The organism is Angelakisella massiliensis (genome assembly GCF_900104675.1).
GTDB lineage: Bacteria > Bacillota > Clostridia > Oscillospirales > Ruminococcaceae > Angelakisella > Angelakisella massiliensis.
This window is the reverse complement of record NZ_LT629944.1, coordinates 236,000-261,463: the sequence shown is the minus strand read 5'-3', so window position 1 is coordinate 261,463 and position 25,464 is coordinate 236,000. Positions and strand designations below refer to the sequence as shown.

Sequence of the window (25,464 nt, the reverse complement as noted above, 5' to 3'; positions counted from 1 at the left end):
TGACAGGCGCTTTTCTTATTTTCAGGAGGATTTAGTTGAATGTATTTGAAGCTGTCAAGCAGTCTGTTACCACCCGGCAGGCTGCCGAGCATTTCGGAATCCGGGTGGGACGGAACGGGATGTGCGTCTGTCCCTTTCATGCCGACAAAAACCCAAGTATGAAAGTTGACCGGCGCTTTCACTGTTTCGGCTGTCAGGCAGACGGGGATGTGATCGACTTTGTTTCCCGTCTGGAAGCTGTCAGCCCCAAGGAAGCCGCCCTTATGCTGGCACAGGAGTTTTCCATCCCCTATGAGGACAAGGAGCCGCCCAGCCACAGGAAAGCACCGCAGGAAACCCCGGAACAGCGGTTTCGCCGTATGGAGCGTTACTGCTTCCGGGTGCTGTGCGATTACCGAAACCTGCTGCGCTGCTGGAAACGGGACTATGCCCCCAAGACGCCAGACGAGGATTTCCACCCGCTGTTTGTGGAAGCCCTGCAAAAGCAGGACTATGTGGACTATCTGCTGGATGTTCTGCTCTCTCCGGATATGGAGGAACGGGCAGCCCTTATCATCGACTGTGGAAAGGAAGTGAACAATCTTGAAAGACGAATGGCAGAGCTTACCGCCGGAGATACGGCAAGCCGCAGAACAGACCATGCAAGAAGCACCGCCGCCCCGGAGCGTTGAGGAAGTCAAAGCCATGCTGGAAAGCACCGAGAAAGGCGGCGTCCGCAACAGTATCCGCAACTGCCTGACCGTCTTTCAGAATGACCCGCTGCTTTCCGGGGCAATCGCAAAAAATCTGCTGACCGAGCGAACCGACATCATCAAGCCCATCGGCTACCACCGTACCGGCACTGCCATCACAGACACGGATATGAACTATCTGCTCCTGTATCTGGAAGAAACATACGGGTTGACCAGCGAAAAGAAGATTGCCGCCGCCATCGGGATCGTTGCCAATGAAAACGGCTATCACCCCATCCGGGACTATCTGAACGGCCTTTCATGGGACGGAACCGAGCGTATCCGTACCTGCCTGCACCACTTTTTAGGAGCCGACAGCGACCAGTACACCTATGAAGCCCTGCGGCTGTTTCTGCTGGGAGCCATCCACCGGGCATTTCATCCCGGCTGCAAATTTGAAATCATGCTCTGTCTGGTGGGCGGTCAGGGAGCCGGAAAATCCACCTTTTTCCGGCTGCTGGCTGTAAAAGACGAGTGGTTTTCCGATGACCTTCGCAAGCTGGACGATGACAATGTGTACCGCAAGCTGCAAGGCCACTGGATTATTGAGATGTCGGAGATGATCGCCACCGCAAACGCCAAGAGCATTGAGGAAATCAAGTCTTTTTTGAGCCGACAGAAGGAGGTCTATAAAATCCCATACGAAACCCACCCGGAGGACAGGCTGCGGCAATGCGTGTTCGGAGGAACTTCCAACGCCCTGGACTTCCTGCCCCTTGACCGTTCCGGCAACCGGCGCTTCTTGCCGGTCATGGTGTACCCGGAACAGGCGGAAGTTCATATTTTGGACGATGAAGCCGCTTCCAGAGCCTACATGGAGCAGCTATGGGCGGAAGCCATGACCATTTACCGCAGCGGAGATTTTAAGCTGTCTTTCAGCCCCGAAATGGTACGCTATCTCAAAGAACACCAGCGGGATTTCATGCCGGAGGACACCAAGGCCGGGATGATCCAAGCCTACCTTGACCGCTACACCGGCAGCATGGTGTGTTCCAAGCAGCTTTTCCGGGAAGCTCTGAACCATCCCTTTGACGAGCCGAAACAATGGGAAATCCGGGAGGTCAACGACATTATGAACCATTGTGTCACAGGCTGGCACTACTTTTCCAATCCCCGGATGTTCCCGGAATACGGCAGGCAAAAGGGCTGGGAGCGTGAAACCCCGGCAACGGATACCAGCAACGGAGCCGAAAAAATCCCGGAGGGATTTGTGGAGGTCACAGAGCAGATGGAACTTTCTTTCTGAAAATCCCACCCCGTTGCCGACTTTGTTGCACTCCCGTTGCCGGGCTGGTTGCCGGGAAAAGCCCCGTAACTGCGGGCTTTTTCCCCTATCAGCAACCAAAGCAACAGAAAAATAAAAGAAAATATAAATTGTAACCAAACCGCCAGACAGAGATGGTTTTGAGGTTTTTTGAAGCCCGTTGCCGGACTTCGTTGCCGACCTTCTCCTTGTCTGGCTATTCTATTATGGAGGATAACTGCCTATGGCAAAAACGAAAACAGAGATTCATGTTACCACAGTTTTTGACGGCGAGCTGGACGCAGCGGATGTCTTTGTGAGCCTGATTGCCCAAAAATATGGGCAGAATACCGGCAAGGAAAATCTTGCGAAAACACAAGATTTGGGATATAATAAAGACGAGGTTCAGAAGAACCGTGTTCCGTCTGGATTGTGCGGGTAAACGGTTATGATGAACGGATACGAATACACAGGCATGGACGCAATTCTGGCGGGCAGCTTCCGGGCGGCCATCTATTGCAGGCTTTCCAAAGACGATGACCTTGACGGGGAGAGCGCCAGTATTGCCAACCAGCGGGATATGCTGGAAAGCTACTGCGAAAAGCAGGGATGGGAGGTTGTGGCAGTCTATCAGGACGATGGCTACACGGGGCTGAACATGGAGCGCCCCGACCTGAAACGGATGTTAAAGGCCATCGAGCGCAGGCAGATAAATCTTGTGATAACGAAAGATTTATCGAGGTTGGGCCGAAATTACTTGCAGACCGGCACACTGATCGAGGACTTCTTCCCTCGTCACGGCGTCCGCTATATCGCCATGAATGACGGTATCGACACCATGCGGGACAACAACGACATTGCGCCGTTCAAGAACATCCTGAACGAGATGTACAGCAAGGATATTTCCAAGAAGGTACATTCCTCGTATCTTCTGAAAGCCCAGCAAGGCCAGTTTACCGGCTGTGTGGCTCCCTTTGGGTATCGGAAAGACCCGGAGGACAAAAACCACCTGCTGGTGGACGAGGAAACCGCCCCCATTGTCCGGCAAATCTTCCTTTGGGCGCTGGAAGGACACGGCCCAAACTTCATCCGGCGCAGACTGGAAGAACAAAGGGTGCCTTGCCCTACATGGTGGAACCGAGAACGGGGCTTCCGCAATGTTCGCACCAAATGGGAAAAGAAAGACCCGGAAAACGGGCGGTATATGTGGGACTTCTCCGTGATAAAGGACATCCTGATGAATCCCGTTTATACCGGGGCGATAGCTTCCCAAAAGAAAGACTACCGCTTCAAAATCGGCACCATTGGCGAGAAGAAGCCACAGGACTGGATCGTGGTGGAGGAACGGCACGAACCGTTGATTGACAGCAAAAGTTTTGCCATCGTGCAGGACAAGCTGAAATCCCGCCAGCGCCCCCGTCAGGACGGGGAAACCAGCCTGTTTGCCGGGCTTATCAAGTGCGGCGAGTGCGGCAAGTCACTGACCATCCGCACCACCCACGCCAAGCACCCGCAGCAGATTTATGCCTGTAAGACCTATGGGGCGTTCGGCAAGAACCACTGTTCCCAGCACCGGGTAGAGTACGACACCCTTTACCACCTTGTCTTGAACAAAATTCGGGAGTGCGCCAAGGCCGCCCTGACCGATGGGGAAGCCATTGCCGGGAAGCTGACCAACACCTGCGAAGCCGAACAGAAAGGCCAGCGGGAAGCGTTGGAGCGTTCCCTGACAAAAGACGAGGAACGGATCGAGGTTCTGGAAAAGATGGTGTTGCGGCTCTATGAGGATATGGTTGCCGGGCGGATCAGCGAAGCCAACTTCAATCTCATGCTTGACAAGACGCAGAAGGAACAGGCTGAACTGAAAGAACGGGTTGCACAGGGGCGCAAGAAGCTGGCTGATGAAATGCGGCTGGCGATGGACGCCAAACAATGGGTGGACGCCATTCAGGAATATGCCGACATCACGGAGCTGGACGCAGCCACCTTAAACCGCCTGATTAAAGAAATCGTTGTCCATGAACACATCGACAGCGATAAGACACGACACATTTCTATCGAAATTCACTTCAATCTCAAACCCATCCCGGAGGTGGAACAGGTCAAGGGCTGACCTGTTCCCGCCGGGGCGGTTCTAAAACAATTCCATATATTTTTTGACACGCCGCCGCCCGCCATCGAGCAGAGTTTTACTCCTAATCAGGGATAAAACAGCTCATGGCTGGCGGCGGCATCATCGTGCTCGGCACCACTCTGATCCCCCTGCTGTCCTCCCTGTTTTAAGGGTTTAGCTTATGGGATTTCTCACCGACTGGCTTACAGACTGGATAAAAGGGCTGCTGATTGAGGGTATCATGGGCAACCTCACGGGCCTTTTTGATACGGTCAATACCCGTGTCGGAGAGATTGCGGTGCAAGTAGGGACGACCCCGGCGGCTTGGAACGCCGGGGTCTTTTCCCTCATACGGCAGCTTTCTGAAACGGTGATACTGCCGATTGCCGGTCTGATTTTAACCTTTGTTGCCACCTATGAGCTGATCCAGCTCATTATCGAAAAGAACAACCTACACGATCTGGACTACTGGATTTTCTTCAAGTGGATTTTCAAAACGGCGGCGGCTATTCTCATTCTCTCCAATACATTCAATATCGTCATGGCGGTATTTGATATGTCCCAGAGCGTGATTGCCAACGCCGCAGGGCTGGTGCGCGGCTCCACCGACATCAGCGCGTCCATGCTGGATAATCTGGAGGCTACCTTGGAGGCGATGGAAGTCGGCCCCCTGCTGGGTCTGTGGCTCCAGTCGTTCCTCATTCACATTACCATGCTTGCGCTGAACATTATTATTTTCGTCATCGTCTATGGGCGCATGATTGAAATATATCTGCTCACCAGCTTGGCCCCCATACCCGTGGCTACGCTCTCCAACCGTGAAATTGGCAGTATGGGCCAGAACTATATCAAGTCCCTGTTTGCTGTCGGTTTCCAAGGTCTGCTGATCCTTGTGTGCGTGGCCATCTATGCGGTGCTGGTACAGGGTATTGCCACTAGCGGCGATCCCATCGGGGCGATCTGGAGCTGCATCGGCTATACGGTGCTGCTGTGCTTCACCCTGTTCAAAACTGGCTCGGTGGCAAAGAGCATATTCGGCGCGCATTAAGAAAGGACAACGCCATGAACAAAACCACTTTGGAAAACAAGGGGTACCCCGCAAAGTCGGCAGACTTTGTGGGGAGAGGAGGCGCAACGGAGCGGGCGGATTTCGGGACAAATTGTCCCGAAGTATGGCAACTACGAAAAGCGCGAAAATCGAAGCCGAGATCGAAAAGGTCAAGGCCAAAATCGCGGAACAGCAGACCAAACTGAAAGAACTGGAACAGCGCAAGGTGGAGGCTGAAAACAGCGAGATCGTGGACATCGTGCGCGGCATGAGCATCCCTCTCGCGGAGCTGCCGCTGGTGCTCCAGCAGCTCCGGGCCGGGAAAACCTTGGGACAAAATGTCCCGAAGTCCGAGGAGGTGGCTGCGGAATGAAAAAGCTGCGTGTTCTTTTACTGACGCTCTGCGTGGCCGTGTTCATGTGCGGCTTTACCGTGACGGCCCATGCCGGGGGCGGTGACGAGTACATCGAGCCTACCGACCAGTGGGAAGGGCTGGAGGAGCCTACCCCCACCACCGAGCCGGGGGTAGGCTTTTCTGACGAGGGCAACCTTGTCACCCGCGATCTGCTCTATGACGAGCACACCAACAAGCAGTTTATCACCGTCCAGACCAGCGGCGGCAATACATTCTATATCGTCATTGACTACGATAAGCCCGTGGACGAGGACGGCGAACAGTACGAAACATACTTTTTCAGCATTGTGGACGAGGCCGATCTGCTGGCTGCTATGGAAGCCGCCGGGATGGAAGTCCCCGCCTGTGCCTGTACGGATAAGTGCATGGCCGGGGCCATCAACACCGATTGCCCCGTATGCGCCACCAACATGACCGAGTGCGTGGGCGTGGAGCCCGAGCCGGTGGAGGACACCGAGCCTGTGGACGATCCCGAGCCGGAGCAGCCCGAGGACACAGACGGCAATATGGGTACGATCCTGCTCATTTTGGCGATTGCCGCCGTGGGCGGCGGTGCTGGCTGGTATTTCAAGGTTTACCGCCCCAAGCAGCAGCGGGCCACAGAAGCGGTTGAGGAGGACTACGGGGACGAGCTGGATGCCTTTGACGATCTCGAGGACGATACGCCCCCTTGGGACGAGGACGAGGTATGAGCCGGGAACTGACCCGCGAGGAAAAGAGGGCGATCCGCAAGCTGGTGTTTTCCCTGTGTGCGAACTATGATCGGGAGTATGGGTGCTTACCGCTGGACGGCCCCTGTTATATGCTGGGGAAATGCTGGACGGGAGCCTACTGCCGCTACTTCCGGGATGCCGTTCTGCCCAATGATCCGGTGCTGGAGGCGGCGCTGACCGCCGAAGGCCCGGTCCCGGAAACGCGGCCCTGCCCGATCTGTGGGCGACCTTTCCTCCCGGATGGCCGGACACGGTATTGCTCTGCGGCCTGTTCCGCTACTGCCCTGCGAAAACAGAAGCGGGATTATATGCGTAAAACAAGGCGCTGACCCGTGGAAAATTAGGCCCGAAAAAACCGCCTGTATCAAGGCTTTTCGGGGCCGCTTGTGGGGTGGGGTGTATCATTTCATACCCCACCCCTGTTTTCGCAAAATACTTTCCACTTTTTGAAGGAGGTGTACCGTGGAGAAAAACGCCGGATATGTGATCCGCGAGTCCGTTCTCTTTGACAACAAACGGGGATTTGCCATCGCGGAGCATGGAAACCCCAAAGTCCCGGCTCCCTTTGTCACATGGCAGTTTGCCGAAGAGAACGGGCGGCGGGATTATTATTGGGGCCATTACCACGCAGACGAGGCATCGGCTCAAAAGGATTTCAAGGATCGAGCCACCGACTACAAGCGGATGTATAAGGTGCAGGAGGTCAAGCCCCGCACGATTGCCCAGCAGATGAAAGAGGCCGCAAAGCTGGCCGAGGCTGACCGGGGCCGCGCTGCCCCGAAAAAGACTACCCCCGACAGGGGCGACAGATAGGAGGATCGCTATGCCCGAAAAGTATGACCCGCTGAAAAGCGCGGAACTCACCACCGAGCAGAACTATAATATGATCGACGGTATTCTGAACAACGGCCCGGCCCCGGTGCTCCCGCCCGAGGAAAAGCCGCTGGATAAGGTGCGGGAGATCCCGCCCAAACGCCGCAGCAGGGAGCGCGAGGAGCGTTGACGAAAAAGCGCCGTCGCTGCGACCATCTCAATGTCATGGTAACGCCCGAGGAGCAGGAGCTGATCTATGAGCGCATGGCCGAGGCGGGTATTCAAAATATGGGAGCATATATGCGGAAAATGGCCCTCAATGGGTATGTGCTCCATGTTGATCTTGCGGATGTGCGGGAGCTGGTGTCCTTGCAGCGGCGGTGTGCAAACAACCTCAACCAAGTGGCGATCCATGCCAATACCTACGGCATCTACCCCTCGGAGATCGCTGCGCTGCAAAAGGACTATGCAGACCTGTGGGGGCCGCTGTCCGTTCTGATTAAAAAGCTGTCGGAGGTGGTGGAGCTATAACAAAACGCGGGGAGCACAGGTTTATACCTTGCTCCCCGCATTATTCTGTTTCATCGGGCAAATATGCGATTATGTCGTCAAGCTCACAATCAAGTATTCTGCAAAGGGCATCCAGCGTGTTGGTAGAAACGGATTCATTCGCTTTCAGCCTACGCACCGTGGAGCTACTGATCTCCCCTTTGACCTGCAAAGTGTATGTGGTTGCATTTTTGCGCTTCATAGTTTCCCACAATGGGGCGTATGAGATCATCCGGCCTACCTCCTTTCACGCTTGCTTATATAAACATTATTGCCTATAATTGACCTAAAGCGTGATAGGCAATATTGCCCATACCAAGGCGGGGCAATTTCAGAAAAGAGGTTTGGATAATGGGAGAGAAAACTTGTTGTGTAACAGGCCATCGTGATGTGCCAGTCGGCAAGGAGCAGTATGTGGAAGAAGCACTACGGAAAGAAGTGCTGGCTGCGATTGCAGCGGGATATACCCGTTTTATCTCCGGGTTTGCCGATGGTGTTGATCTCACTTTTGCCGCCATAGTTGCAGCGGAAAAGAAACAAAATAGCTGTTTGCAGTTGGAGGCCGCGCTCCCATATCGAAACCGTATCAATGCTAAATCTCCCTTGTTTCAAGAATTGCTTGCTTGTTGTGATCGCGTGTATGTTCAGTCTGAAAAATCCAATCGCCAATGCTACCATGAACGCAACCGCTACATGGTACTTTCCTCGGATCGGGTAATTGCCGTTTATGACGGGAGATCCACGGGCGGCACTTTTTACACCATTCGTTTTGCACAGGCAAACGAAAAGGAAATTCGCATCATTGAGATATAATCCTTGGGACATTTTGTCCCAAAGTAGCCCGGCCATCGACATCCTTGTTTGCTTATATGGGCGGAGTTATAATATTGGTAGGAGGAAACCCATCAACTTTTACAGGAGGTAGCCGCTTATGATCGTTCTGAAAATCCTTGCCGCCCCCTTTGTGGTGGTGCTCACCGTTCTGGCCGCCGTGGTGTCTTTTCTGTTCTGTATGGCAACTGCGGTTTTCGTTGTGGCCTGTGTGGTGCTGACCCTGCTTGCCGTGGCCCTGTTCATCAGCGGCCAGACGCTGGGCGGGATCGTGTTCCTTGTCCTTGCGTTTCTGATCTCTCCCTATGGCATCCCGGCCATCGCGGAGTGGCTGGTGGATAAGCTGCACAATCTCAACTTTGCTCTGCGGGGCTTCATCACAGGCTGATACTTCGGGACAATTTGTCCCAAGGTAGCATGACGGCGGCTGAACACAGCCGCCGTTTTTCTTACAGGAAGGAGGGCTGCCTACGGCAACGACCTATCTCAAAAAGCACAAAATCAGCAAGGGAGAAACTATCGCGCAATCGCTGAAGGATCGGTTTGAATACGGACAAAACCCGGATAAGACGCAGGGTGGCGAGTTGATTTCTTCCTATGCCTGCGACCACATGACCGCCGATGCGGAGTTCCTGTTAAGCAAGGCAAAGTACCGGGCTGTCACGGGCCGGGAGCAGCGCCGGGATGCCGATGTGCTGTGCTATCAGATCCGGCAGGCGTTCAAGCCCGGAGAGATTACCCCGGAGGAGGCCAATCGCATCGGCTACGAAACGGCGATGCGCTGGACGAAGGGCAAGTACGCCTTTTTCGTTGCCACCCACACAGACCGCCAGCATATCCATAACCATATTTACTACAATTCTACTTCGCTGGATTGTACCCGGAAGTTCCGGGATTTCATCGGCTCGGCCCGCGCTGTGCGGCGGCTCTCGGATCGGGTGTGTCTGGAAAATGACCTGTCCGTGATCCTCAATCCCAAGCTACATAGCAAGGGCCGCTTTCTTCACTATGGGGCATGGCTGGGAGCCGAGCGCCAGCCCTCTTATAAAGAAAGGCTGCGCCTTGCCATCAACGATGCTCTCGCAAAAGGCCCCGCCGATTTTGCCGACTTTCTGCGGCTCATGGCGGAGTCCGGGTATGCGGTCAAGCATGGGCGCGGCGGTGTGATCTCGTTCCTTGTTCCCGGACAGGAACGGGCAACGCGGCTCCGGGCATCCACCCTTGGGGAAGGTTACGATCCCGAGAACATTCGAGCCGTGATTGCCGGGAAACGACCCGTCCCGCATATCCACGATGCGGCGGCTCCCACGCCCAGGCGTGTCAATCTCATTGTGGATATACAGGAGCGTCTGCGCTCCGGCAAAGGCCCGGCCTATGAACGGTGGGCCAAGGTGTATAACCTCAAACAGATGGCAGCAGCCCTCATGTTTTTGCAGGAGCACCAGCTCACCGAGTATGACCAGCTCGCTGCGCAAGCTGACGGAACGGCCCAGCGGTTTCATGCGCTGGCCGGGGAACTGCGTCAGACCGAGGCTGACCTCGCCAAAACCTCCGCGCTGATGGAGGCTGTGGTGCAGTACGCCAAGTCCCGGCCTGTGTTCGAGGGGTACAAGGCGGCCCGGTACAGCAAGAAATATCTGGCCGAGCATGGCCCGGAGCTGGCCGACTACCGGGCAGCGAAGGCGGCACTCAATGAGCTGCTGGACGGTGAAAAGCTCCCGAAGATGGACGCGCTAAAAGAAAAACGCCGCAAACTTGCAGCGCGAAAAAAAGCCCTCTATGCCGAGTACCGGGCGGCCCAGCAGGAAATGCGGGAGGCCGTGGCGGTCAAGGCGAATATCGATCATCTGCTCGGCCTGTCGGACGAGCGCAAAAATAAGGAACAGGAGCGATAAGCAACGGTGACGCAGACAACAGACTTCGGGACAACTTGTCCCAAAGTGCCGGGTTTGGGGAGGCTCCCCAACAAGCGTTTTTGCAGCCCCCACGGGATGCAAAAATAGCAAGTGTGGCTACACTTGCCCTGCTTGCCATTTGTGCGCTCCTCTCAAAATAGCGCAAAACGTCTTGACCGATTCGGTTATTTATGTTACACTGTATACAAATAACCGATTCGGTTATTTGAAGGAGCAGAATAGTAATGGAAAAATTTTTAGCGCTTTCACAGGAGAAACAGGCAACAATCCGTAATGCGGCGCTTGCCTGTTTCGCAAGACATGGATATGAAAAAACGTCAATCAATAATATTGCGGTAGCGGCAGGTATCTCAAAGGCGTCTATATTCCAGTATTTTGGAAATAAGCAGACACTTTACCAGTATTTATTTGATTACTGCGCTGCCCAAATGAAGCAAGCCTATAACACGAGTGCATTGGAGGAAACTACGGATTTCTTTGACCGTGTATGGGAAGCCAGCGTTATGAAAGTGGAAATCTTAAAAAAGCACCCGCATATTGCGTCGTTTATTGCAAGTGTGGCAGTGGAACCAACGCCTGAATTGAAAAGTGCCATATTTTCAGAAGCAAATGAAAAATATATCGCATCGCTTGTTCTGCATGAGCGGGATTATAAAAAATTCAGACACCCGGAGGATGCAGAATTAGTGTTTCAGATGCTTATGATGCTTGCAAAGGGTATGTCCGTTCAGTTGGAAAGTGGAGTGGATTATGACAGCATGATGAAAGAGTTTCGAAACATCCTAGATATGTTGAAACACAACTTTTACAAGGAGGAATATTTGCCATGAGCAAGCCGGTAATTGTCCTAAACGAACTTACAAAAAGCTATGGAAAACATCGAGGAATTGAAAACATTAGCTTTACTGTTGAACAAGGCGAGGTTTTCGGCTTTATTGGCCCCAATGGAGCAGGAAAATCTACCACAATCCGTACTCTAATGGGCCTGCTGAAACCCTCCAACGGAGGAGCCTCTATCTTTGGGTTAGATTGTAGTCGGGAGCCCGCCCGTATCGCAAAGGATGTGGGGTATCTTCCCAGCGAAAACTGTTACTACAACAATATGAAAGTAAAAGAAATGCTTTTCTACACAGCAGAACTCTATGGTGTGAATGCCCACAGCCGGATGGAAGAATTAGCGGAGCGGTTGAATTTAGACTTATCCAGGCGAATTGGCGATTTGTCTTTAGGGAACAAGAAAAAAGTTGGCATTGTGTCGGCTCTGTTACCCTCTCCGAAGTTGCTGATTATGGACGAGCCTACCAGTGGCCTTGACCCGCTCATCCAGCAGGCTTTCTATGATATTCTGAAAGAAGAAAACAAACGAGGTGTGACCATTTTTCTGTCCTCCCACGTTTTGAGTGAGGTGCAAAGACTTTGTGACCGTGTAGCCATTCTGCGGGAGGGGAAGCTGATCAGTGTTCAATCCATGAAGGAACTGCGGGAAAACGGATACAAGAAAATCTCGCTGACAGCAAAAAGCGCCATTCCAGAGGATTTCTTTTCTGTTCCCGGTACGGCTAATTTAGAGTGGGACAAGAGCAAGACTTCTGTATCCTTTATGTTCAGCGGACCAGTTATGATGATTATGAACCAGCTTCATCGGCTGGAGCTGGAGGATATTTTAATTGAGGAACCGTCATTGGAAGAAGTATTCCTCCACTACTACGAATAGGAGGTCGTTATGTTGATTTTTCGATTTGAATGGAAACGAAAACGAAAATATATTCTGATTTGGGCCGCAACTCTTGCGGTCTGTATCTTCTCCATGACGCCAGTGTATTATGGCATGATTGAAACGGTGGAAACTTTGCCTGTGGAATTTACACAGGGAGGCTTTTTTGAAACGGTTGGTATTTCTCTGGAGCTATTGATGGAGCCACTTGGTATGTACTCGTTCCTCACAGGCTTTTTTATGGTTGCAGGGGGGATTTTCGGGATGCACTTGGGGCTGTCGTTACATACAGAAGAGTGTACGGGAAATACGGCTGAATACTTATACACAAAGCCTTGTGGACGGAAACAGATTTATATGGGAAAGCTGCTATGTGCGCTTGCCGGAATATGTGTAACAGGGATTTTTTATCTGGCGACTTCATTTCTAACGATGACTCTGTTCCGTTTCGGATTTCCCATCGGGGAATTTTTCTTGGTGGCAGGTTCGTTTATTCTCATCTCCCTCTTTTTTGCACTATTGGGACTGATGGTTGGAATATTTCACCCCAATAATCGTTCCCCACTTCTGACAGCCGGATTGGTTGTGTTTGTGGAATATTGTATCACTTCTTTTTCGAGGACTGTCAATATCCGGGCAATCGGCTTTTTATCGCCGTTTTCTTTTTTCAGTCCAGCGGAAATCCACAATGCTGGAACTTATTCATGGGACTATATGCTCTGGTATCTGCTCCTGCTGTTTGGGTTTGCGCTGCTGGCATACTGGAAAATCTTGAAGCGGGATATTGCGTTGGCTGTGTAAAGGAGGAAACGAATGAAGGCGTTAGTGAAAAACGAGCTGCGCTTAACAAGAAAACTACTGCTGATCTGGATGGGAATTGTCTTGATTTTGTGTGGCTTCGCTTACTTTGAGTATTTGTCACTAAAGGAAAGCCTCAATGAGCTGACAGGGCTAATATCGAATTTTCCGAAAATTCTGAAAGCTATGTTTGGTGTGAGCGGTGATCTGACTTCTGCTTTGGGCTGGTATGGCTGTATGTATTATTGGGTCACGATGCTAACCAACAGCTATGCGGTCTATCTCGGTGTTTCGTGTGTAGCGAAAGAACAGGCGCAGGGAACGGCAGAATATCTATTTACAAAACCAGTGGGTCGCAACAAGGTTGTCTGTGCCAAAGCAGTTGCCTGTGTATGTAATTTGCTTGCACTTGCGGTATTCAGCGGGTTATGTAATTATTTTACCGCCATTTTACCGCTAGGCGGTTTAGAGCAAAGAAACGCTGCTTTTACCACCACATTGGGCCTGTTTTTGACAGGGTTGACTTTGTTTGCAATCACGCTTCTGGCCTCCAGCCTGACGAGAACCTATAAAGGGGCTGTTCGGATAGGCGCGGGAATATTATTGCTCTTTTATGGCATCAGCATCACCGCCGAATATCTTGAAGCTCCAATGCTGTACTGCTTAACGCCATTAAAATTCTTCGATGTTTACACAGTGGCAATAAGTGGAATACAGTTTTCGTTCTTCCTATTGGCTATGATAATTGCGATTGGTTCTGTTATCACAGCTCAAAAAGTTTGGACGCTCAGGGAAATTTGAAATGAACGATATGGATAGCTTCGAGTGGCTGCTATGTCCTGTCTGTAACAGTAAAACTCGTATCAAGCTGCGGTTAGATACTGAGCTGAAAAACTTTCCTTTGTTTTGTCCTAAATGCAAACAAGAAACTTTAATCAGCGTAGAAAAATTTAAGATTTTAGTTATCACAGAGCCAGACGCACAGACGCAGAGCCGATAACCCGTTAGCCCTCAGGCGCGGATTATCGGCTCTTTTGTTTTCGGCGGCTGTCAATTAAAGCCGCCGCGTTATACGACGACTTTATGAGGAACACGGCGGTTTCCGAGGAGGGATCGTCGTGTTCATTTTGCTTTTTCATAGTACGCATGATCTTCACCAGCTAAAAAAAGCGTAGCTCCCCCTCCGGGCAAGTCCGGCATTGGACGCGAAATTTGCCAGTACATTAAGAATAATGTCATTTCACGCGCTTGTGTGGCATCACGCCATGCGAGCGCGTTTTTCTATACCCACCTTGGGACAAGTTGTCCCGAGGTAGGCAGGGGCGGCCCCGGCTGCCGATCCCCGCCATCCCCCGTTCAGATCGTCCACCCACAACAAAAATCTGAACGGAGGAAAATATAATGACTACTATCAATCTGAAGGACTTTTACTCTTGGCACACCCATGATGAATATATCGAAGTTTCCGATGAAGTGGCCGCCGAGCTGCGGGCCGACAAGCTGTATGAGGCTGCCTACCAGCGGCGGATAATCCGCAATAAGGCACAGTATTCCCTCGACTGTGATGATGGGATCGAATACTCTGCCTGCCTTTCCGAGCCGACCCCGCAGGAGCTGCTGGAGCGCATGGAGCGTTTCTGCGATCTGTGGAACGCGCTGAACACTTTGCCCGAAACGCAGGGGCTTCGCATTGATGCCTGTATCATTGAAGGCAAGAGCATGACTGAGGTTGCCGAGGCCGATGGCGTAAGCGTGGCCGCCGTACATAAATCTATCCAGCAGGGTTTGAAGTCCATGAAAAAATATTTGCAAAATGTTTGATGTAGGGGGTTAAAAAACATCTTCCAAATGTCCTTGGTATATGAGAGGAGTTGATCCTCTCCACAACTGAATAGCGGCGGCTCCGGGCATAGTGCGAGGAGCCGGGCGGCGGGTGCGCCAGGACTTCTCCAACACGGAGGACGAGCGATCCACACCAACGCCGCAAGTGGGGACTTGCCACCCCACGGCCACGATCCGCGAGTGGACAGGCTGGCAGCCTGTCCCCCGGAGCTGCCGCACCACCCCAGCAAGGAGCGTCGCGCCGAGTATAGCTGTCTTATGACGGGCCAAGAAAATGAGCGCGGCGCTCCTTATTCTAACTTCGAGACAAATTGTCCCAATGTGGAGAAAGGCAAAAGGGCGACACCCAATCGCGGGTGCCGCCTTTTCGTGTTTCCCCAACAGACAACGGGGATCAATCAGTTCTACGCCATTTGTGAAGGAGGTCATCTATGGAGCGCACAAGAGAATTAACCACTTTCGCCATTGACGGTTATCAAATATCCGCTACCTTTGCCGATAGCAGAAACACAACGGCCCTCGGCCATGTGAAACAGATTTTGCTATCCTCTTTTGCCAACAATGCCGCCAAGCATACCCACGGCGACATCCTTGCAATCCACCCCAATCGGAGCGATAATAATAGTGGGGGTAGCCCCTATGTACCTTGAAAAGTTCATATCTCCCGCGTATTGATTCGCTCTTTTGGTTTGCCCTTATGACAAATGAAAGGACGGATCAATATGGAAAATAACATTCTTATCGGAACTCGCGTTGACTGTTTGTATAGAGTGTCCACCGACAAGCAAGTGGACTATGACGATAAAAGCCAAGCCGACATCCCCATGCAGCGCAGAGAGTGCCACCGCTTCTGTGAAAAGATGGGCTGGACGATTGTTCACGAAGAACAGGAGGACGGCGTATCCGGCCACAAGGTACGGGCCGAAAACCGCGACAAACTCCAAATCATCAAAGAACGGGCCAAGCAGGGCAAGTTCGATATTCTGCTGGTGTTCATGTTTGACCGCATCGGGCGTATCGCTGACGAAACGCCCTTTGTGGTGGAATGGTTTGTCAAGAACGGCATCCGGGTATGGAGTACCCAAGAGGGTGAGCAGCGTTTTGATACCCACACCGACAAACTCACCAACTATATCCGCTTCTGGCAAGCTGACGGTGAAAGCGAAAAGACTTCTATCCGCACAAAAACCGCCCTCGGCCAGCTTGTCGAGGACGGCGGTTTCAAAGGCGGGCTTGCTCCCTACGGCTACGATCTCGTAAAAAGTGGCCGCTTCAACAAGCGAAAGCATGAGGTTTATGAGCTGGTTGTCAACGAGGCCGAGGCCGCTGTGGTGCGGATTATCTTTGACAAGTATGTGCATGAGGGCTACGGAGCCCAGCGGATCGCCACCTATCTGAATAAGCTCGGGTATCGGGCAAGGTCGGGTAAGATGTGGCACCACGCCAGCATCCGGGGTATCATCTGCAACCTCACCTATACCGGCGTACTCCGCAGCGGCGATAGCCGATCCCAAGTGCTGCTGCACTTGCAGATTATCCCGCCGGAACTCTTTGAGGCCGCACAGCATATCCGCACTTCCCGTGCCAATTCTGCCGAACAGGAGCGCCGTGTTCCTCTCAACACCCGAGGCCAGTCCCTGCTGGCCGGGAATGTGTTTTGTGGTCATTGTGGCTCCCGGCTCTCACTCACCACAAACGGCAAGGCTTATCCCTGCAAGGACGATCCAAACCGCATTGTAAAGCGTGTACGGTATATCTGCTACGGCAAAACCCGCAAGCAAACGGAATGTGACGGTCAGACCGGGTACACGGCACATACCCTTGACGGCATCATTGATAAGGTGGTGCGACAGATCTTTGAGCGTATGAAAGCTGTCCCCAAAAGTGAGATCGTCAATATCCGATACAAAGAAAAGATGGAGGAACGGAAAGCGCTGCTCCGCAGCATCCGGGCCGAACATACAAAAGTATCTGCCGAGCTGAATATGCTGAAGGCCGAGGTCATTAAATCCCTGCGCGGCGAAAGTGCTTTTTCGCAGGACTTGCTCGGCTCTCTGATTTCTGACTGTGAGACAAAATGTCTCGAAGTTCAGCAGCAGCTTGAGGCGGCGCAACTGGCCTATGACGAAGGACAGGCTGTGCTGGAACACTTGAACGCCCAATACGATGACATTATCTCTTGGGCTGATATGTACGACACCGCCAGCATGGAGGCAAAGAAAATGATCGTCAACTGCCTTATCAAGCGGGTGGAGGTCTACCGGGACTACAAGTTGCATATCGACTTTAACATTGACTTTGAGCAGTTCAGCATGGGCATGGACATCGTTGCCATCGCTGCATAAAGCAAAAACCCCACTTCCGAAGAAGTGAGGTTTTCGTTCACAATCTCTTGGTGATGGTGGAGATAAGCGGGATCGAACCGCTGACCTCTTGAATGCCATTCAAGCGCTCTCCCAGCTGAGCTATACCCCCAGATAAGAGAGATTGTGATGTTTAATTTTTATGTTCCCTGTACGGGGGTTGTTTACCGCTTCAACCGGGCTCCCAAGTGAGCTACACCCCCGTATTCTTTTCGCGCAGCCCCTTACCGGAGAGCGCTTCGTTATTATAGCCCACCTGACATGGAAAGTCAATACCTTTTTTCGATTTTTTTCAAAAAAATTTCCGGCGAGTTTTCCTGGGTATGTGGGAAATTGTTTCTTATATCAATTCAGCCAACCTGGGATCCTCCCCCAGAAGCGGCTGATCCTGCCAACGGAAGCAATATCCCACGCCCCGGACGGTAGCGACCCACCGGCCGCATGGTCCCAGTTTTTTCCGCAGGCGTTTGACATGGGTATCTACCGTGCGGATATCCCGGCTGCCCCCCAGCTCTTTGCCCCAGACCACATCCAGCAGCTGTGCCCGGGTCAGAGGCAGATTCCGGTAATAGGCCATATATGTAAGAAGATCCAACTCCTTGCGAGTGAGATCTATGGCTTTACCCGCCAGAATACACTGGCGCTGGCGGTGTTGGATAGTCAGGGGGCCAAAGTGCATATCAGGAATGTTTTCCGGCATTTGACTTCCGGGCCCGCCTGAACTCAAGCGGACCGCCAATAAAATAGGCTTTGCGTAGCAGCATAGTTTCTCAAAGAGGTGAGGATGTTCTTCTTGGCTGAGGTGATCCAGCATCCGCAGCATCAAAACGGGGCTGGTATAATATTCCACCTCCATACGGTTTTCTCTCAATTCATCTTCCTCAATGAGCATGGTGGAGATGGAAAGCAGAAGCACCTGCTGCTCCTGAGAAGGCATCTCATCCAAGTGAATCGCGTCCAGAGTTTCAAAATTTTCTCGCCGTAAGCTGGTAATCAACAGTTTGCGGATCTGATCTTCTTTTCTCAGCAATTCCAACTGCTTGTTTTGCATCTTGCCTGCTCCTTTATTCTCAGTTGGGGAATAGTGGCCTTTATTACCTATTATCGGTAATTTACCATCAAAAGCAAGTGCTCCTTCCGTTTTGTGATGAAAATGATATTTGCCATTTTTGAACTTTTGATGGCATTTTTCACATAATTTTAATTTTACATCAAAAAAAGATATTTAAAGCTTTATTTTTGTGTCGTTCTGGTTTTATAAGTCTTTTTGGTTACAATTTGTAATTTATAATTTGAAATATTTTGCTTTAAAATGCCATAAATGTCTATTGCTACCTAATTAATCTTGAATTTTATAAAAGTTTTTCATGATTTCACCTGTAAATTATTTCAATTAATTCACAACTTTGGTTACATGGTTGTAATATAATGGCTTTGCCGAAAGGGAGATGGAGATACCGAACGGCAAAAGTAAAGATTAGAATTTTATAGGAGGAAACCACCAATGAAAAAGGTACTTTCTATGGTGCTGGCCATTGCGATGATGACCAGCATGGCAATGGCTACTACCTACACTCTGGGTAAGAACGCCATTAGCATTTCTACCGGTGCTTCTGGCATCGACAAGGATGACATTGCGCTGGCTCCCGGAGACAAGCTGCGCATTTATCCCGATGAGTTCGAGGAAAACCAGAATGGTGATCTGACCAAGAGCGAGTTTGATTCTGATTATTTCTCCATCACCACCAAGAAGATCACCAAGGGCGCCAACCTGATCGCTTCCGTGTCCATCAACGACAACGAGGGCTGCGTAGAGATCAAGTTCAACCAGGACTATGACCTGTCCCGGAAAGAGAAGGACGCCAAGAAGAACGTTGAGATCGAGAAGCTGGAAGTCAAGACCAAGAAGACTGTCAACGAGGATGAGACCAACGAAATCAAGAAGAACAAGACCTTCCTGGTTTGCCAGAACCTGTCCATCGCTGTGGGTCATGTGAAGGTTGATCCCTATGGTCTGCAGGAAGATATGGAACTGTCCTCCAATGATCTGGGCAAAGTTCTCTGCTTCGACAAGGATGCCGGCGGCGAGGATGTTTCCTACGGTACCATGAGCGTTGAGCTGGGCGATATCGCTTATCTGGAAGGCCGCGTCTATGACGGCGATGAGGTCTTCTATGACTATGATGAGGATGCCGACACCGATATCCTCAAGGCTTATCCCGATGCTGAGATGTCCTTCGTGAACATCTACACCAACGGCTTCCCCACCGCTATGGATCTGGAAGTCTATGCTGACGAGGATGAGTATGTCTATGCTGTCAAGGACGGCAAGCTGGTTGCTTCCGGCCTGAAGTGGGACGAGGACGCTTATGCCTACACCGGCAAGATCCGTTCTTCCGCTTCCTATGTCATCTCCGACATCGAGCTGGATACCACCGCTGTTGACACCGACGGCGACGGTGAGACTGATGACAACACCACCGAGAACCCCGAGACCGGCGCTAACGACGTTGTTGGCGTAGCCACCGCTCTGGCTGTTGTTTCTCTGGTTGCCGCTGGCGCGGTTTCCCTGAAGAAATAATCCGGACTCACTGAGTTGGAACCATCCGCGCCGGTAACCGAGCAAGTACGCCGGCGCTGGTTCCGGGATTCCCCTGAATCCCGTTTTTCTCCATAAACAAAACCCCGACCTGATCTTTTCTCCAGAGATTCGGTCGGGGTTTTGTCTTGCTTTCTCAGGATTCAGAGGAAACCCGGCTGGCCCCCAGGGCTGCCAGCTCTCCCATCATCCGCTGCTGCTGGTCGCTGTCGCACCGAAGCCGCAGCAGCGCTTTTTCCTTTGATTGCGCCACCATGTTTTGAGCGCCCCACAGATTGGAAAATCCAGTGGCGGCGGTCACAGCGGAAAAACCGCTTGCTTCCCCTGTCTGCAGAGAAATGGTGACAGGACTATTCTCTCCTCCCAGACCGGACAAGGCGGAGGCCGCCCACTCCGCCTGCTGCCTGCTGTCAAATACCGCGGTAATGGTCACCTGCATAGAAAATCTTCCTTTCTACGGCGCTTTCTGCTGCCGATGCCCTTTATTTTTTGCAGAAACAGCGGGAACCATACAACAGGCGTTGCGAATGCGGCAAAGCTTATGATATAATATTTTGACACAGACTTTTTCCTGTCAGCAGGAAAGAGGGATTTCCGAAAAAGGAGGCGGGTAAAGATGGATGTACAGGTGGGGGATGTGCTGGAAATGAAGAAGCCCCATCCCTGTGGCTGTAATCTGTTTTTGGTGACCCGGGTGGGAATGGATTTCAAAATCCGCTGTCAGAAATGCGGCCATCTGGTGATGGTGCCGCGGCTGAAGGTGGAACGGAACATCAAGCGGATCCATCGGGAGCCCCAACCCTGAGCCAGTCCCTTTGTCCGGGAATCTATAAACGGAGGACCATGGAATGTTCGATCAACTGCAAGCAACCCAGGCGCGGTATGAGGAGATCAGCCAGATGCTCACCCAGCCTCAGGTGGTCAGCGATAACCAGAAGTACCGGGAGCTGATGAAGGAATACGCCGCACTGGGGCCCATTGTGGAAAAATACCGGGAATACGCTCAGGCGAAGGAAGCCGCCGAGGAAGCCCGCCAGCTGCTGGAGGAAGGCGGACTGGAACGGGATTTCCGGGAGATGGTGGAAAACGAGCTGCGGGAAAACCGGGAAAAAGCGGAAATCGCCGCGGAAGAACTGAAAATCCTGCTCCTGCCCCGGGACCCCAACGACAGCAAAAACGTGATTGTGGAAATCCGGGCCGGAGCGGGAGGAGAGGAAGCGGCACTGTTTGCCCACAGCCTGCTGCGGATGTACTCCATGTACGGAGAGAGCCGGGGCTGGCGGGCCGAGATCCTCAACCTCAATGAAACAGAGCTGGGAGGCTGCAAGGAAGTCAGTTTTTCCATTGCCGGAGACGGAGCCTATTCCCGTCTGAAATATGAAAGCGGCGTTCATCGGGTGCAGCGGGTGCCGGAAACAGAGACCCAGGGACGCATCCATACCTCCACCGTCACGGTAGCGGTGCTGCCGGAGGCGGAGGAAGTGGAGCTGGAAATCGATCCCAAGGACCTGAAAATCGATACCTTCCGTTCCAGCGGAGCGGGCGGCCAGCACATCAATAAGACCAGCTCCGCCATCCGGGTCACCCATCTGCCCACCGGTATGGTGGTGGAGTGCCAGGATGAACGGAGCCAGTATAAAAACAAAGATAAAGCGCTGAGGGTCCTTCGTTCCCGGCTGCTGGAACAAAAGCAGCGGGAGCAGGATGACCGCATTGCCAGCGAACGGAAAAGCCAGGTGGGCACCGGAGATCGGAGCGAGCGCATCCGTACCTATAATTATCCCCAGGGACGGGTGACCGACCATCGGATCAATCTCACCCTTTACAAGCTCCAGGCGGTGCTGGACGGCGCTCTGGACGAGATCATCGACGCCCTGATAGCCTACTATCAGGCCCAGCGCCTGAGCAGCGGTGAAAAGGAAAGCTGAACAGACAAAATACCGAAAGTTTCCCGGAATCCCGGAAAAGGGGAGGGAAATGTTTTCCATGGTCAAAACTGCTGTTACAATAGAAGATCATCCAAAGGAAGCGAACCCATCCATGAAACAAACAAAGCTTTTGCCTATTTATGACCCGGAGCGGGACCGCCCGGCCCTGCTGGAGGCAGGACGGCTGCTGCGGGAAGGGGGATTGGTGGCAATCCCCACCGAGACGGTGTATGGTCTGGCGGCCAATGCCCTGGACCCGGAAGCGGTGGCGGGCATCTTTGAGGCCAAAGGCCGCCCCCAGGATAACCCTCTCATTGTTCATATTCATGAAATGTCCATGATGGAGGATCTGGTCACCGGCATTCCAGAGGCCGCGCATCGGCTGGCGGAGCGGTTTTGGCCTGGTCCTCTGACCATGATTTTGCCCAAAACCAACCGGATTCCCATGGCTACCTCCGGGGGACTGGAAACGGTGGCCATCCGGATGCCCTCCAACGCTGTGGCACGGGCCATTATTGAAGCGGCGGGAGTACCCCTGGCGGCGCCCTCCGCCAATCGCTCCGGCAGCCCCAGCCCCACTACATGGCAGCATTGCGTGGATGATCTGGAGGGACGGGTGGACGCTATTGTACAAAGCGATCCCTGCGCAGTAGGGGTGGAATCCACCGTTATTACCCTGTGTGGGGAAGTCCCCCGGCTGCTGCGTCCCGGAGCTGTGACATTGGAACAGCTGCGTGAAACCCTGGGGCAGGTGGAGATGGACCGGGGGGTGCTGGAACAGCTTTCCCCCGATGCCCGCGTCAGTTCTCCGGGAATGAAATACAAGCATTATGCTCCCAAGGCGGAGGTCACTTTGGTGCGGGGCACAGGGGAGGCCTTTGTCCGCTATGTCCAACAGCAGCAGCCCTGCGGTTTATGGGCCATTTGCTTTGAGGAGGACGCCGGGCTGACGGTACCGAACCGCTGTTATGGGGCAAGGGAGGATCATTTGACCCAGGCCAACCGTATTTTTGACCTGCTGCGGGAAATGGATAAACAGGGAGCAAAAAAGGTTTGCATCCATTGTCCCGATACCGACGGCGTCGGGCTGGCGGTATACAACCGGCTGATTCGTTCCGCTGCTTTTCATGTGGTGGACGCCACCTGATTTGACCACCGGATAAAAGGAGGAATGACGGCTATGATCGTCGGACTGACCGGGCCCACCGGCTCGGGTAAATCCACCGTCTGTCGGATGCTGCAGGAGTGGCAGGGGGTGGAGATCATTGACTGCGACCAGCTTTCCCGAAGAGTGGCATCCAAGGGAAACCGCTGTTTGGTGGACCTGGCGGTGGAGTTTTCTCCCCTCATTATAGACAGCCAGGGGGAGCTGAACCGCCGGCGCCTGGCGGAAATCGTCTTTTCCGACAAGGAGAAGCTGAAAACGCTTAACCGCATTATTTTCCCCTATATTGTGGAGGAGGCGGAGCTGGACATCATGCGGGCCCGGGAGCGGGGCGCAAAACTGATTTTTCTGGATGCTCCAACGCTGTTTGAAAGCGGCGCTGATAAACTGTGCGAAAAAATTGTGGTTGTCACCGCTGACCCTGAGATACGGCTGCGGCGGATCATCGACCGGGATCATATTTCGGCTGAACTTGCGGTGCGCCGGATGTCCAGCCAGCATACCGATGAGTTTTTTGCCGACAGGGCAGATTACCTGATTAAAAACAATAACGATACAGTGGAGCTTCGTCTGGCCGTGCTGGAGCTGCTCAATGACCTGGGTTTGTAATTTTTCCCAGAAGGAGAAGTGCTTTTGAAAAAAATCACCAACCCCTTTTCCCATCTGCTTTTTACGCTGGTGGTGTTTATTCTGGGCGCAGGCGTGCTGCTGGCAGGCTACCGTTGTTTTTATCAGGCGGCCTATCCCCTGCGTTATCAGGAAGTCGTGGAGGAAAACAGTGTTCGCTCCGGAATGGAAGAGGCGGTCCTTTACGCCGTCATCCGCACCGAAAGCAGCTTTCAGCCGGACGCGGAATCCTCGGTAGGGGCTTTGGGGCTGATGCAGATCACCCCTGATACCCTCAGTTGGGTCCGGTACCGGTTGGGAGAACCCGGCGCTGTGGATGCCCGGACGGTACTGCTGGACCCGGAACAGAACATTTTCTATGGTTCCCAGACCCTGGCACTGCTGCTGGAGGAGTTTGGCACCCTGGAAAACGCCCTGGCGGCATATCACGCCGGATGGGGCAATGTCACCCGCTGGCTGGCGGACAGCCAATATTCCTCCGATGGCAAGACCCTTACCACCATTCCCTTCGGGGATACCAGAGCTTATGTAAGCAAAGTGATGGAAACGGCGGAAACCTACCGCCGCCTTTACCACTTTTCATAAATCACAGTGGGCCTTTGCAGCCTGTCTGTCACCAAATTCAACAGGAGGTATCCGTTATGGCGGAAAAAACGAAAGGCGAGCAGCTGAAAGAACAGCTGCTGATGAATCCCAAAAATATGGGAGATACCCTGGATGACGAAACCATCCAAAAGGCATTCGACTTCTGTGAGGATTACAAAAAGTTCCTCACCACCTGCAAGACGGAGCGGGAAGTGGTCAAGTACACTATTAAGCTGTTGGAGGAGCGGGGATATACCCCCTATGTGCCCGGCGCCCGGTATCAGCCTGGCGACAAGATCTATAAGAACAACCGGGGCAAGGCCCTGATGATGGCCACCATCGGTTCCGCTCCCCTGAGCGAAGGCGTCCATATCTCCGCCAGCCACATCGACAATCCCCGACTGGATTTCAAGCCCCGTCCCCTGTTTGAGGAAGGTCAGCTGGCTTACTTCAAGACCCATTACTATGGCGGCGTTAAAAAATATCAGTGGACCGCCATTCCTCTCTCCCTTCACGGCGTGATCGTCAAGCGGGACGGCTCCACCGTGGATGTGACCATTGGTGAGGAGGCTGATGAGCCCATCTTCTGCGTCACCGATCTGCTGCCCCATCTGGCCAAGGATCAGATGAAGCTGCCGATGGTGGAGGGAATCAAGGGAGAACAGCTGAACATTCTCATCGGCTGCATGCCCTTCAAGGATGACGCCGCCAGTGAGCGGGTGAAGCTGAACATTGCCCGCCTGCTCTTTGAGAAGTACGGCATTGTGGAGAGCGACTTTATGTCCGCTGAGTTGTCTGCTGTTCCTGCCTTCGGCGCCCGGGATCTGGGACTGGACCGGGGCATGATCGGCGCTTACGGCCACGACGACCGGGTGTGCGCTTACGCCAACCTGATGGCTGAGCTGGAGGTGAAAAACCCCGTCCACACCACCCTCACCGTTTTCGCGGATAAGGAGGAAGTGGGTTCCGACGGCACCACCGGCCTGCATTCCCACTATATGGTGGACTTTATCGAGGATCTGGCCCAGAGCCAGGGATTTGAGCTGCGCCATGTGCTGGAGAAGTCCAAGTGCCTCTCCTGTGACGTCAACGTGGCCTTTGATCCTGCTTTTGCCGAGGTCTGCGAGAAAAACAACACCGCTTACCTCAACTATGGCGTTGCGTTGGCCAAGTATACCGGAAGCGGCGGCAAGTCCTCCACCAACGACGCCCCTGCCGAAACCGTGGGTTATTTCCGCCGTCTGCTGGATGACGCCGGTGTGGTGTGGCAGATGGGAGAGCTGGGTAAGGTGGACCAGGGCGGCGGCGGCACCGTGGCCAAGTTCGTCTCCTACTTCAATGTGGACACCATTGACATGGGTGTGCCTGTTTTGTCCATGCACGCGCCTTTTGAAGTGATCTCCAAGTGCGACCTGTATATGACCTACAAGGCCACCGAGGCTTTCTATCAGGACTGATTTTCCACTCCGGT

The 25,464-nt window shown here is 52.9% G+C and carries 33 protein-coding genes and 1 tRNA gene; 30 read left to right on the top strand and 4 right to left on the bottom strand.

Annotated features, from left to right (window positions below):
• Window positions 1-35: 35 nt before the first annotated feature.
• The 12 genes from BQ5383_RS01730 to BQ5383_RS01680 all read left to right on the top strand — a co-directional run bounded on the left by BQ5383_RS01730 (window position 36) and on the right by BQ5383_RS01680 (window position 7,607).
• Window positions 36-671 (top strand): CHC2 zinc finger domain-containing protein, encoded by a 636-nt coding sequence (locus tag BQ5383_RS01730; protein ID WP_071429074.1) that lies wholly within the window; start codon window positions 36-38, stop codon window positions 669-671.
• Entirely contained in the window at window positions 640-1,977 is a 1,338-nt protein-coding gene (locus BQ5383_RS01725) for a virulence-associated E family protein (RefSeq protein WP_071429073.1), read from the top strand. Before BQ5383_RS01730 ends, BQ5383_RS01725 begins: the two co-directional genes overlap by 32 nt.
• Window positions 1,978-2,218: 241 nt before the next feature.
• Window positions 2,219-2,416, top strand: a complete 198-nt coding sequence (locus tag BQ5383_RS01720) for a hypothetical protein (RefSeq protein WP_015536493.1) — start codon at window positions 2,219-2,221, stop codon at window positions 2,414-2,416.
• A 6-nt stretch (window positions 2,417-2,422) separates the two neighbouring features.
• On the top strand, window positions 2,423-4,087 hold the full coding sequence (locus BQ5383_RS01715; RefSeq protein WP_071429072.1) for a recombinase family protein: 1,665 nt from the start codon (window positions 2,423-2,425) through the stop codon (window positions 4,085-4,087).
• Window positions 4,088-4,191: 104 nt separating this feature from the next.
• Window positions 4,192-4,257, top strand: a complete 66-nt coding sequence (locus BQ5383_RS19820; protein WP_076944444.1) for a Maff2 family mobile element protein — start codon at window positions 4,192-4,194, stop codon at window positions 4,255-4,257.
• Window positions 4,258-4,268: 11 nt separating this feature from the next.
• Window positions 4,269-5,135, top strand: coding sequence for a VirB6/TrbL-like conjugal transfer protein, CD1112 family (locus tag BQ5383_RS01710; protein ID WP_015574146.1), 867 nt, complete (start codon window positions 4,269-4,271; stop codon window positions 5,133-5,135).
• Between the two features lie 124 nt (window positions 5,136-5,259).
• On the top strand, window positions 5,260-5,508 hold the full coding sequence (locus BQ5383_RS01705) for a DUF4315 family protein (RefSeq protein ID WP_015574143.1): 249 nt from the start codon (window positions 5,260-5,262) through the stop codon (window positions 5,506-5,508).
• Window positions 5,505-6,242, top strand: coding sequence for a DUF4366 domain-containing protein (locus BQ5383_RS01700; protein WP_015574142.1), 738 nt, complete (start codon window positions 5,505-5,507; stop codon window positions 6,240-6,242). Before BQ5383_RS01705 ends, BQ5383_RS01700 begins: the two co-directional genes overlap by 4 nt.
• A complete protein-coding gene (locus tag BQ5383_RS01695) occupies window positions 6,239-6,592 on the top strand; it encodes a cysteine-rich VLP domain-containing protein (RefSeq protein ID WP_015544972.1) in 354 nt (117 codons plus the stop codon). The genes BQ5383_RS01700 and BQ5383_RS01695 overlap by 4 nt, the downstream gene beginning before the upstream one ends.
• Window positions 6,593-6,725: 133 nt before the next feature.
• Window positions 6,726-7,076: a hypothetical protein gene (locus BQ5383_RS01690; protein WP_071429071.1), complete on the top strand. Its 351-nt coding sequence runs from the start codon at window positions 6,726-6,728 to the stop codon at window positions 7,074-7,076.
• Window positions 7,077-7,086: 10 nt separating this feature from the next.
• On the top strand, window positions 7,087-7,266 hold the full coding sequence (locus tag BQ5383_RS01685) for a DUF4316 domain-containing protein (protein ID WP_015544971.1): 180 nt from the start codon (window positions 7,087-7,089) through the stop codon (window positions 7,264-7,266).
• Entirely contained in the window at window positions 7,263-7,607 is a 345-nt protein-coding gene (locus BQ5383_RS01680; protein WP_071429070.1) for a plasmid mobilization protein, read from the top strand. Before BQ5383_RS01685 ends, BQ5383_RS01680 begins: the two co-directional genes overlap by 4 nt.
• A gap of 40 nt (window positions 7,608-7,647) precedes the next feature.
• Here BQ5383_RS01680 and BQ5383_RS01675 read toward each other — a convergent pair whose 3' ends face one another.
• Window positions 7,648-7,857, bottom strand: coding sequence for a helix-turn-helix domain-containing protein (locus tag BQ5383_RS01675; protein WP_015544970.1), 210 nt, complete (start codon window positions 7,855-7,857; stop codon window positions 7,648-7,650).
• Window positions 7,858-7,976: 119 nt separating this feature from the next.
• Here BQ5383_RS01675 and BQ5383_RS01670 point away from each other — a divergent pair, with 119 nt between their 5' ends.
• From BQ5383_RS01670 to BQ5383_RS01615, 11 genes are all read left to right on the top strand, one after another.
• Complete coding sequence (locus BQ5383_RS01670; protein ID WP_015574141.1) at window positions 7,977-8,438, top strand: SLOG family protein; 462 nt, start codon at window positions 7,977-7,979, stop codon at window positions 8,436-8,438.
• A 118-nt stretch (window positions 8,439-8,556) separates the two neighbouring features.
• Window positions 8,557-8,844: a CD1845 family protein gene (locus BQ5383_RS01665; protein ID WP_015544968.1), complete on the top strand. Its 288-nt coding sequence runs from the start codon at window positions 8,557-8,559 to the stop codon at window positions 8,842-8,844.
• A 142-nt stretch (window positions 8,845-8,986) separates the two neighbouring features.
• Complete coding sequence (locus BQ5383_RS01660; RefSeq protein ID WP_071429069.1) at window positions 8,987-10,351, top strand: relaxase/mobilization nuclease domain-containing protein; 1,365 nt, start codon at window positions 8,987-8,989, stop codon at window positions 10,349-10,351.
• A gap of 245 nt (window positions 10,352-10,596) precedes the next feature.
• The gene (locus BQ5383_RS01655; RefSeq protein ID WP_071429068.1) at window positions 10,597-11,202 is read left to right on the top strand and encodes a TetR/AcrR family transcriptional regulator; all 606 of its coding nucleotides are present in this window, start codon (window positions 10,597-10,599) and stop codon (window positions 11,200-11,202) included.
• Window positions 11,199-12,086 carry an ABC transporter ATP-binding protein gene (locus BQ5383_RS01650; protein ID WP_015574139.1) on the top strand — a complete coding sequence of 296 codons (888 nt, stop codon included), beginning with the start codon at window positions 11,199-11,201 and terminating at the stop codon, window positions 12,084-12,086. The genes BQ5383_RS01655 and BQ5383_RS01650 overlap by 4 nt, the downstream gene beginning before the upstream one ends.
• A 9-nt stretch (window positions 12,087-12,095) precedes the next feature.
• Entirely contained in the window at window positions 12,096-12,887 is a 792-nt protein-coding gene (locus tag BQ5383_RS01645) for an ABC transporter permease subunit (RefSeq protein ID WP_015544018.1), read from the top strand.
• A gap of 12 nt (window positions 12,888-12,899) precedes the next feature.
• Window positions 12,900-13,685, top strand: a complete 786-nt coding sequence (locus tag BQ5383_RS01640) for an ABC transporter permease subunit (RefSeq protein WP_015574138.1) — start codon at window positions 12,900-12,902, stop codon at window positions 13,683-13,685.
• A 10-nt stretch (window positions 13,686-13,695) separates the two neighbouring features.
• On the top strand, window positions 13,696-13,884 hold the full coding sequence (locus BQ5383_RS01635) for a cysteine-rich KTR domain-containing protein (RefSeq protein WP_117508171.1): 189 nt from the start codon (window positions 13,696-13,698) through the stop codon (window positions 13,882-13,884).
• 401 nt (window positions 13,885-14,285) lie between these two features.
• Complete coding sequence (locus BQ5383_RS01630; RefSeq protein WP_015574136.1) at window positions 14,286-14,705, top strand: sigma-70 family RNA polymerase sigma factor; 420 nt, start codon at window positions 14,286-14,288, stop codon at window positions 14,703-14,705.
• Window positions 14,706-15,157: 452 nt separating this feature from the next.
• On the top strand, window positions 15,158-15,376 hold the full coding sequence (locus BQ5383_RS01620; protein ID WP_015574135.1) for a hypothetical protein: 219 nt from the start codon (window positions 15,158-15,160) through the stop codon (window positions 15,374-15,376).
• A 72-nt stretch (window positions 15,377-15,448) separates the two neighbouring features.
• Entirely contained in the window at window positions 15,449-17,071 is a 1,623-nt protein-coding gene (locus tag BQ5383_RS01615; RefSeq protein WP_015574134.1) for a recombinase family protein, read from the top strand.
• A gap of 54 nt (window positions 17,072-17,125) precedes the next feature.
• Here BQ5383_RS01615 and BQ5383_RS01610 read toward each other — a convergent pair.
• Both BQ5383_RS01610 and BQ5383_RS01605 read right to left on the bottom strand, forming a co-directional pair.
• Window positions 17,126-17,201: transfer RNA gene (locus BQ5383_RS01610), tRNA-Ala, on the bottom strand.
• A gap of 228 nt (window positions 17,202-17,429) precedes the next feature.
• The gene (locus BQ5383_RS01605) at window positions 17,430-18,140 is read right to left on the bottom strand and encodes a winged helix-turn-helix domain-containing protein (RefSeq protein ID WP_071429066.1); all 711 of its coding nucleotides are present in this window, start codon (window positions 18,138-18,140) and stop codon (window positions 17,430-17,432) included.
• Between the two features lie 453 nt (window positions 18,141-18,593).
• Here BQ5383_RS01605 and BQ5383_RS01600 point away from each other — a divergent pair, with 453 nt between their 5' ends.
• Window positions 18,594-19,670 (top strand): hypothetical protein, encoded by a 1,077-nt coding sequence (locus BQ5383_RS01600; RefSeq protein ID WP_071429065.1) that lies wholly within the window; start codon window positions 18,594-18,596, stop codon window positions 19,668-19,670.
• A 154-nt stretch (window positions 19,671-19,824) separates the two neighbouring features.
• Here the strand turns inward: BQ5383_RS01600 and BQ5383_RS01595 are convergent, their stop codons facing one another.
• Window positions 19,825-20,127, bottom strand: a complete 303-nt coding sequence (locus BQ5383_RS01595) for a hypothetical protein (RefSeq protein WP_071429064.1) — start codon at window positions 20,125-20,127, stop codon at window positions 19,825-19,827.
• Between the two features lie 177 nt (window positions 20,128-20,304).
• Here BQ5383_RS01595 and BQ5383_RS01590 point away from each other — a divergent pair, with 177 nt between their 5' ends.
• From BQ5383_RS01590 to BQ5383_RS01565, 6 genes are all read left to right on the top strand, one after another.
• Entirely contained in the window at window positions 20,305-20,493 is a 189-nt protein-coding gene (locus BQ5383_RS01590) for a DUF951 domain-containing protein (RefSeq protein WP_071429063.1), read from the top strand.
• A 43-nt stretch (window positions 20,494-20,536) separates the two neighbouring features.
• Complete coding sequence (gene prfA / locus BQ5383_RS01585; protein WP_071429062.1) at window positions 20,537-21,616, top strand: peptide chain release factor 1; 1,080 nt, start codon at window positions 20,537-20,539, stop codon at window positions 21,614-21,616.
• Window positions 21,617-21,728: 112 nt separating this feature from the next.
• Window positions 21,729-22,763: an L-threonylcarbamoyladenylate synthase gene (locus tag BQ5383_RS01580; RefSeq protein ID WP_071429061.1), complete on the top strand. Its 1,035-nt coding sequence runs from the start codon at window positions 21,729-21,731 to the stop codon at window positions 22,761-22,763.
• A gap of 33 nt (window positions 22,764-22,796) precedes the next feature.
• The gene (coaE, locus tag BQ5383_RS01575; RefSeq protein WP_172724573.1) at window positions 22,797-23,390 is read left to right on the top strand and encodes a dephospho-CoA kinase; all 594 of its coding nucleotides are present in this window, start codon (window positions 22,797-22,799) and stop codon (window positions 23,388-23,390) included.
• Between the two features lie 24 nt (window positions 23,391-23,414).
• On the top strand, window positions 23,415-23,993 hold the full coding sequence (locus BQ5383_RS01570; protein ID WP_071429059.1) for a lytic transglycosylase domain-containing protein: 579 nt from the start codon (window positions 23,415-23,417) through the stop codon (window positions 23,991-23,993).
• Between the two features lie 56 nt (window positions 23,994-24,049).
• Window positions 24,050-25,450, top strand: a complete 1,401-nt coding sequence (locus BQ5383_RS01565; RefSeq protein ID WP_071429058.1) for an aminopeptidase — start codon at window positions 24,050-24,052, stop codon at window positions 25,448-25,450.
• The last annotated feature ends 14 nt before the right edge of the window (window positions 25,451-25,464 follow it).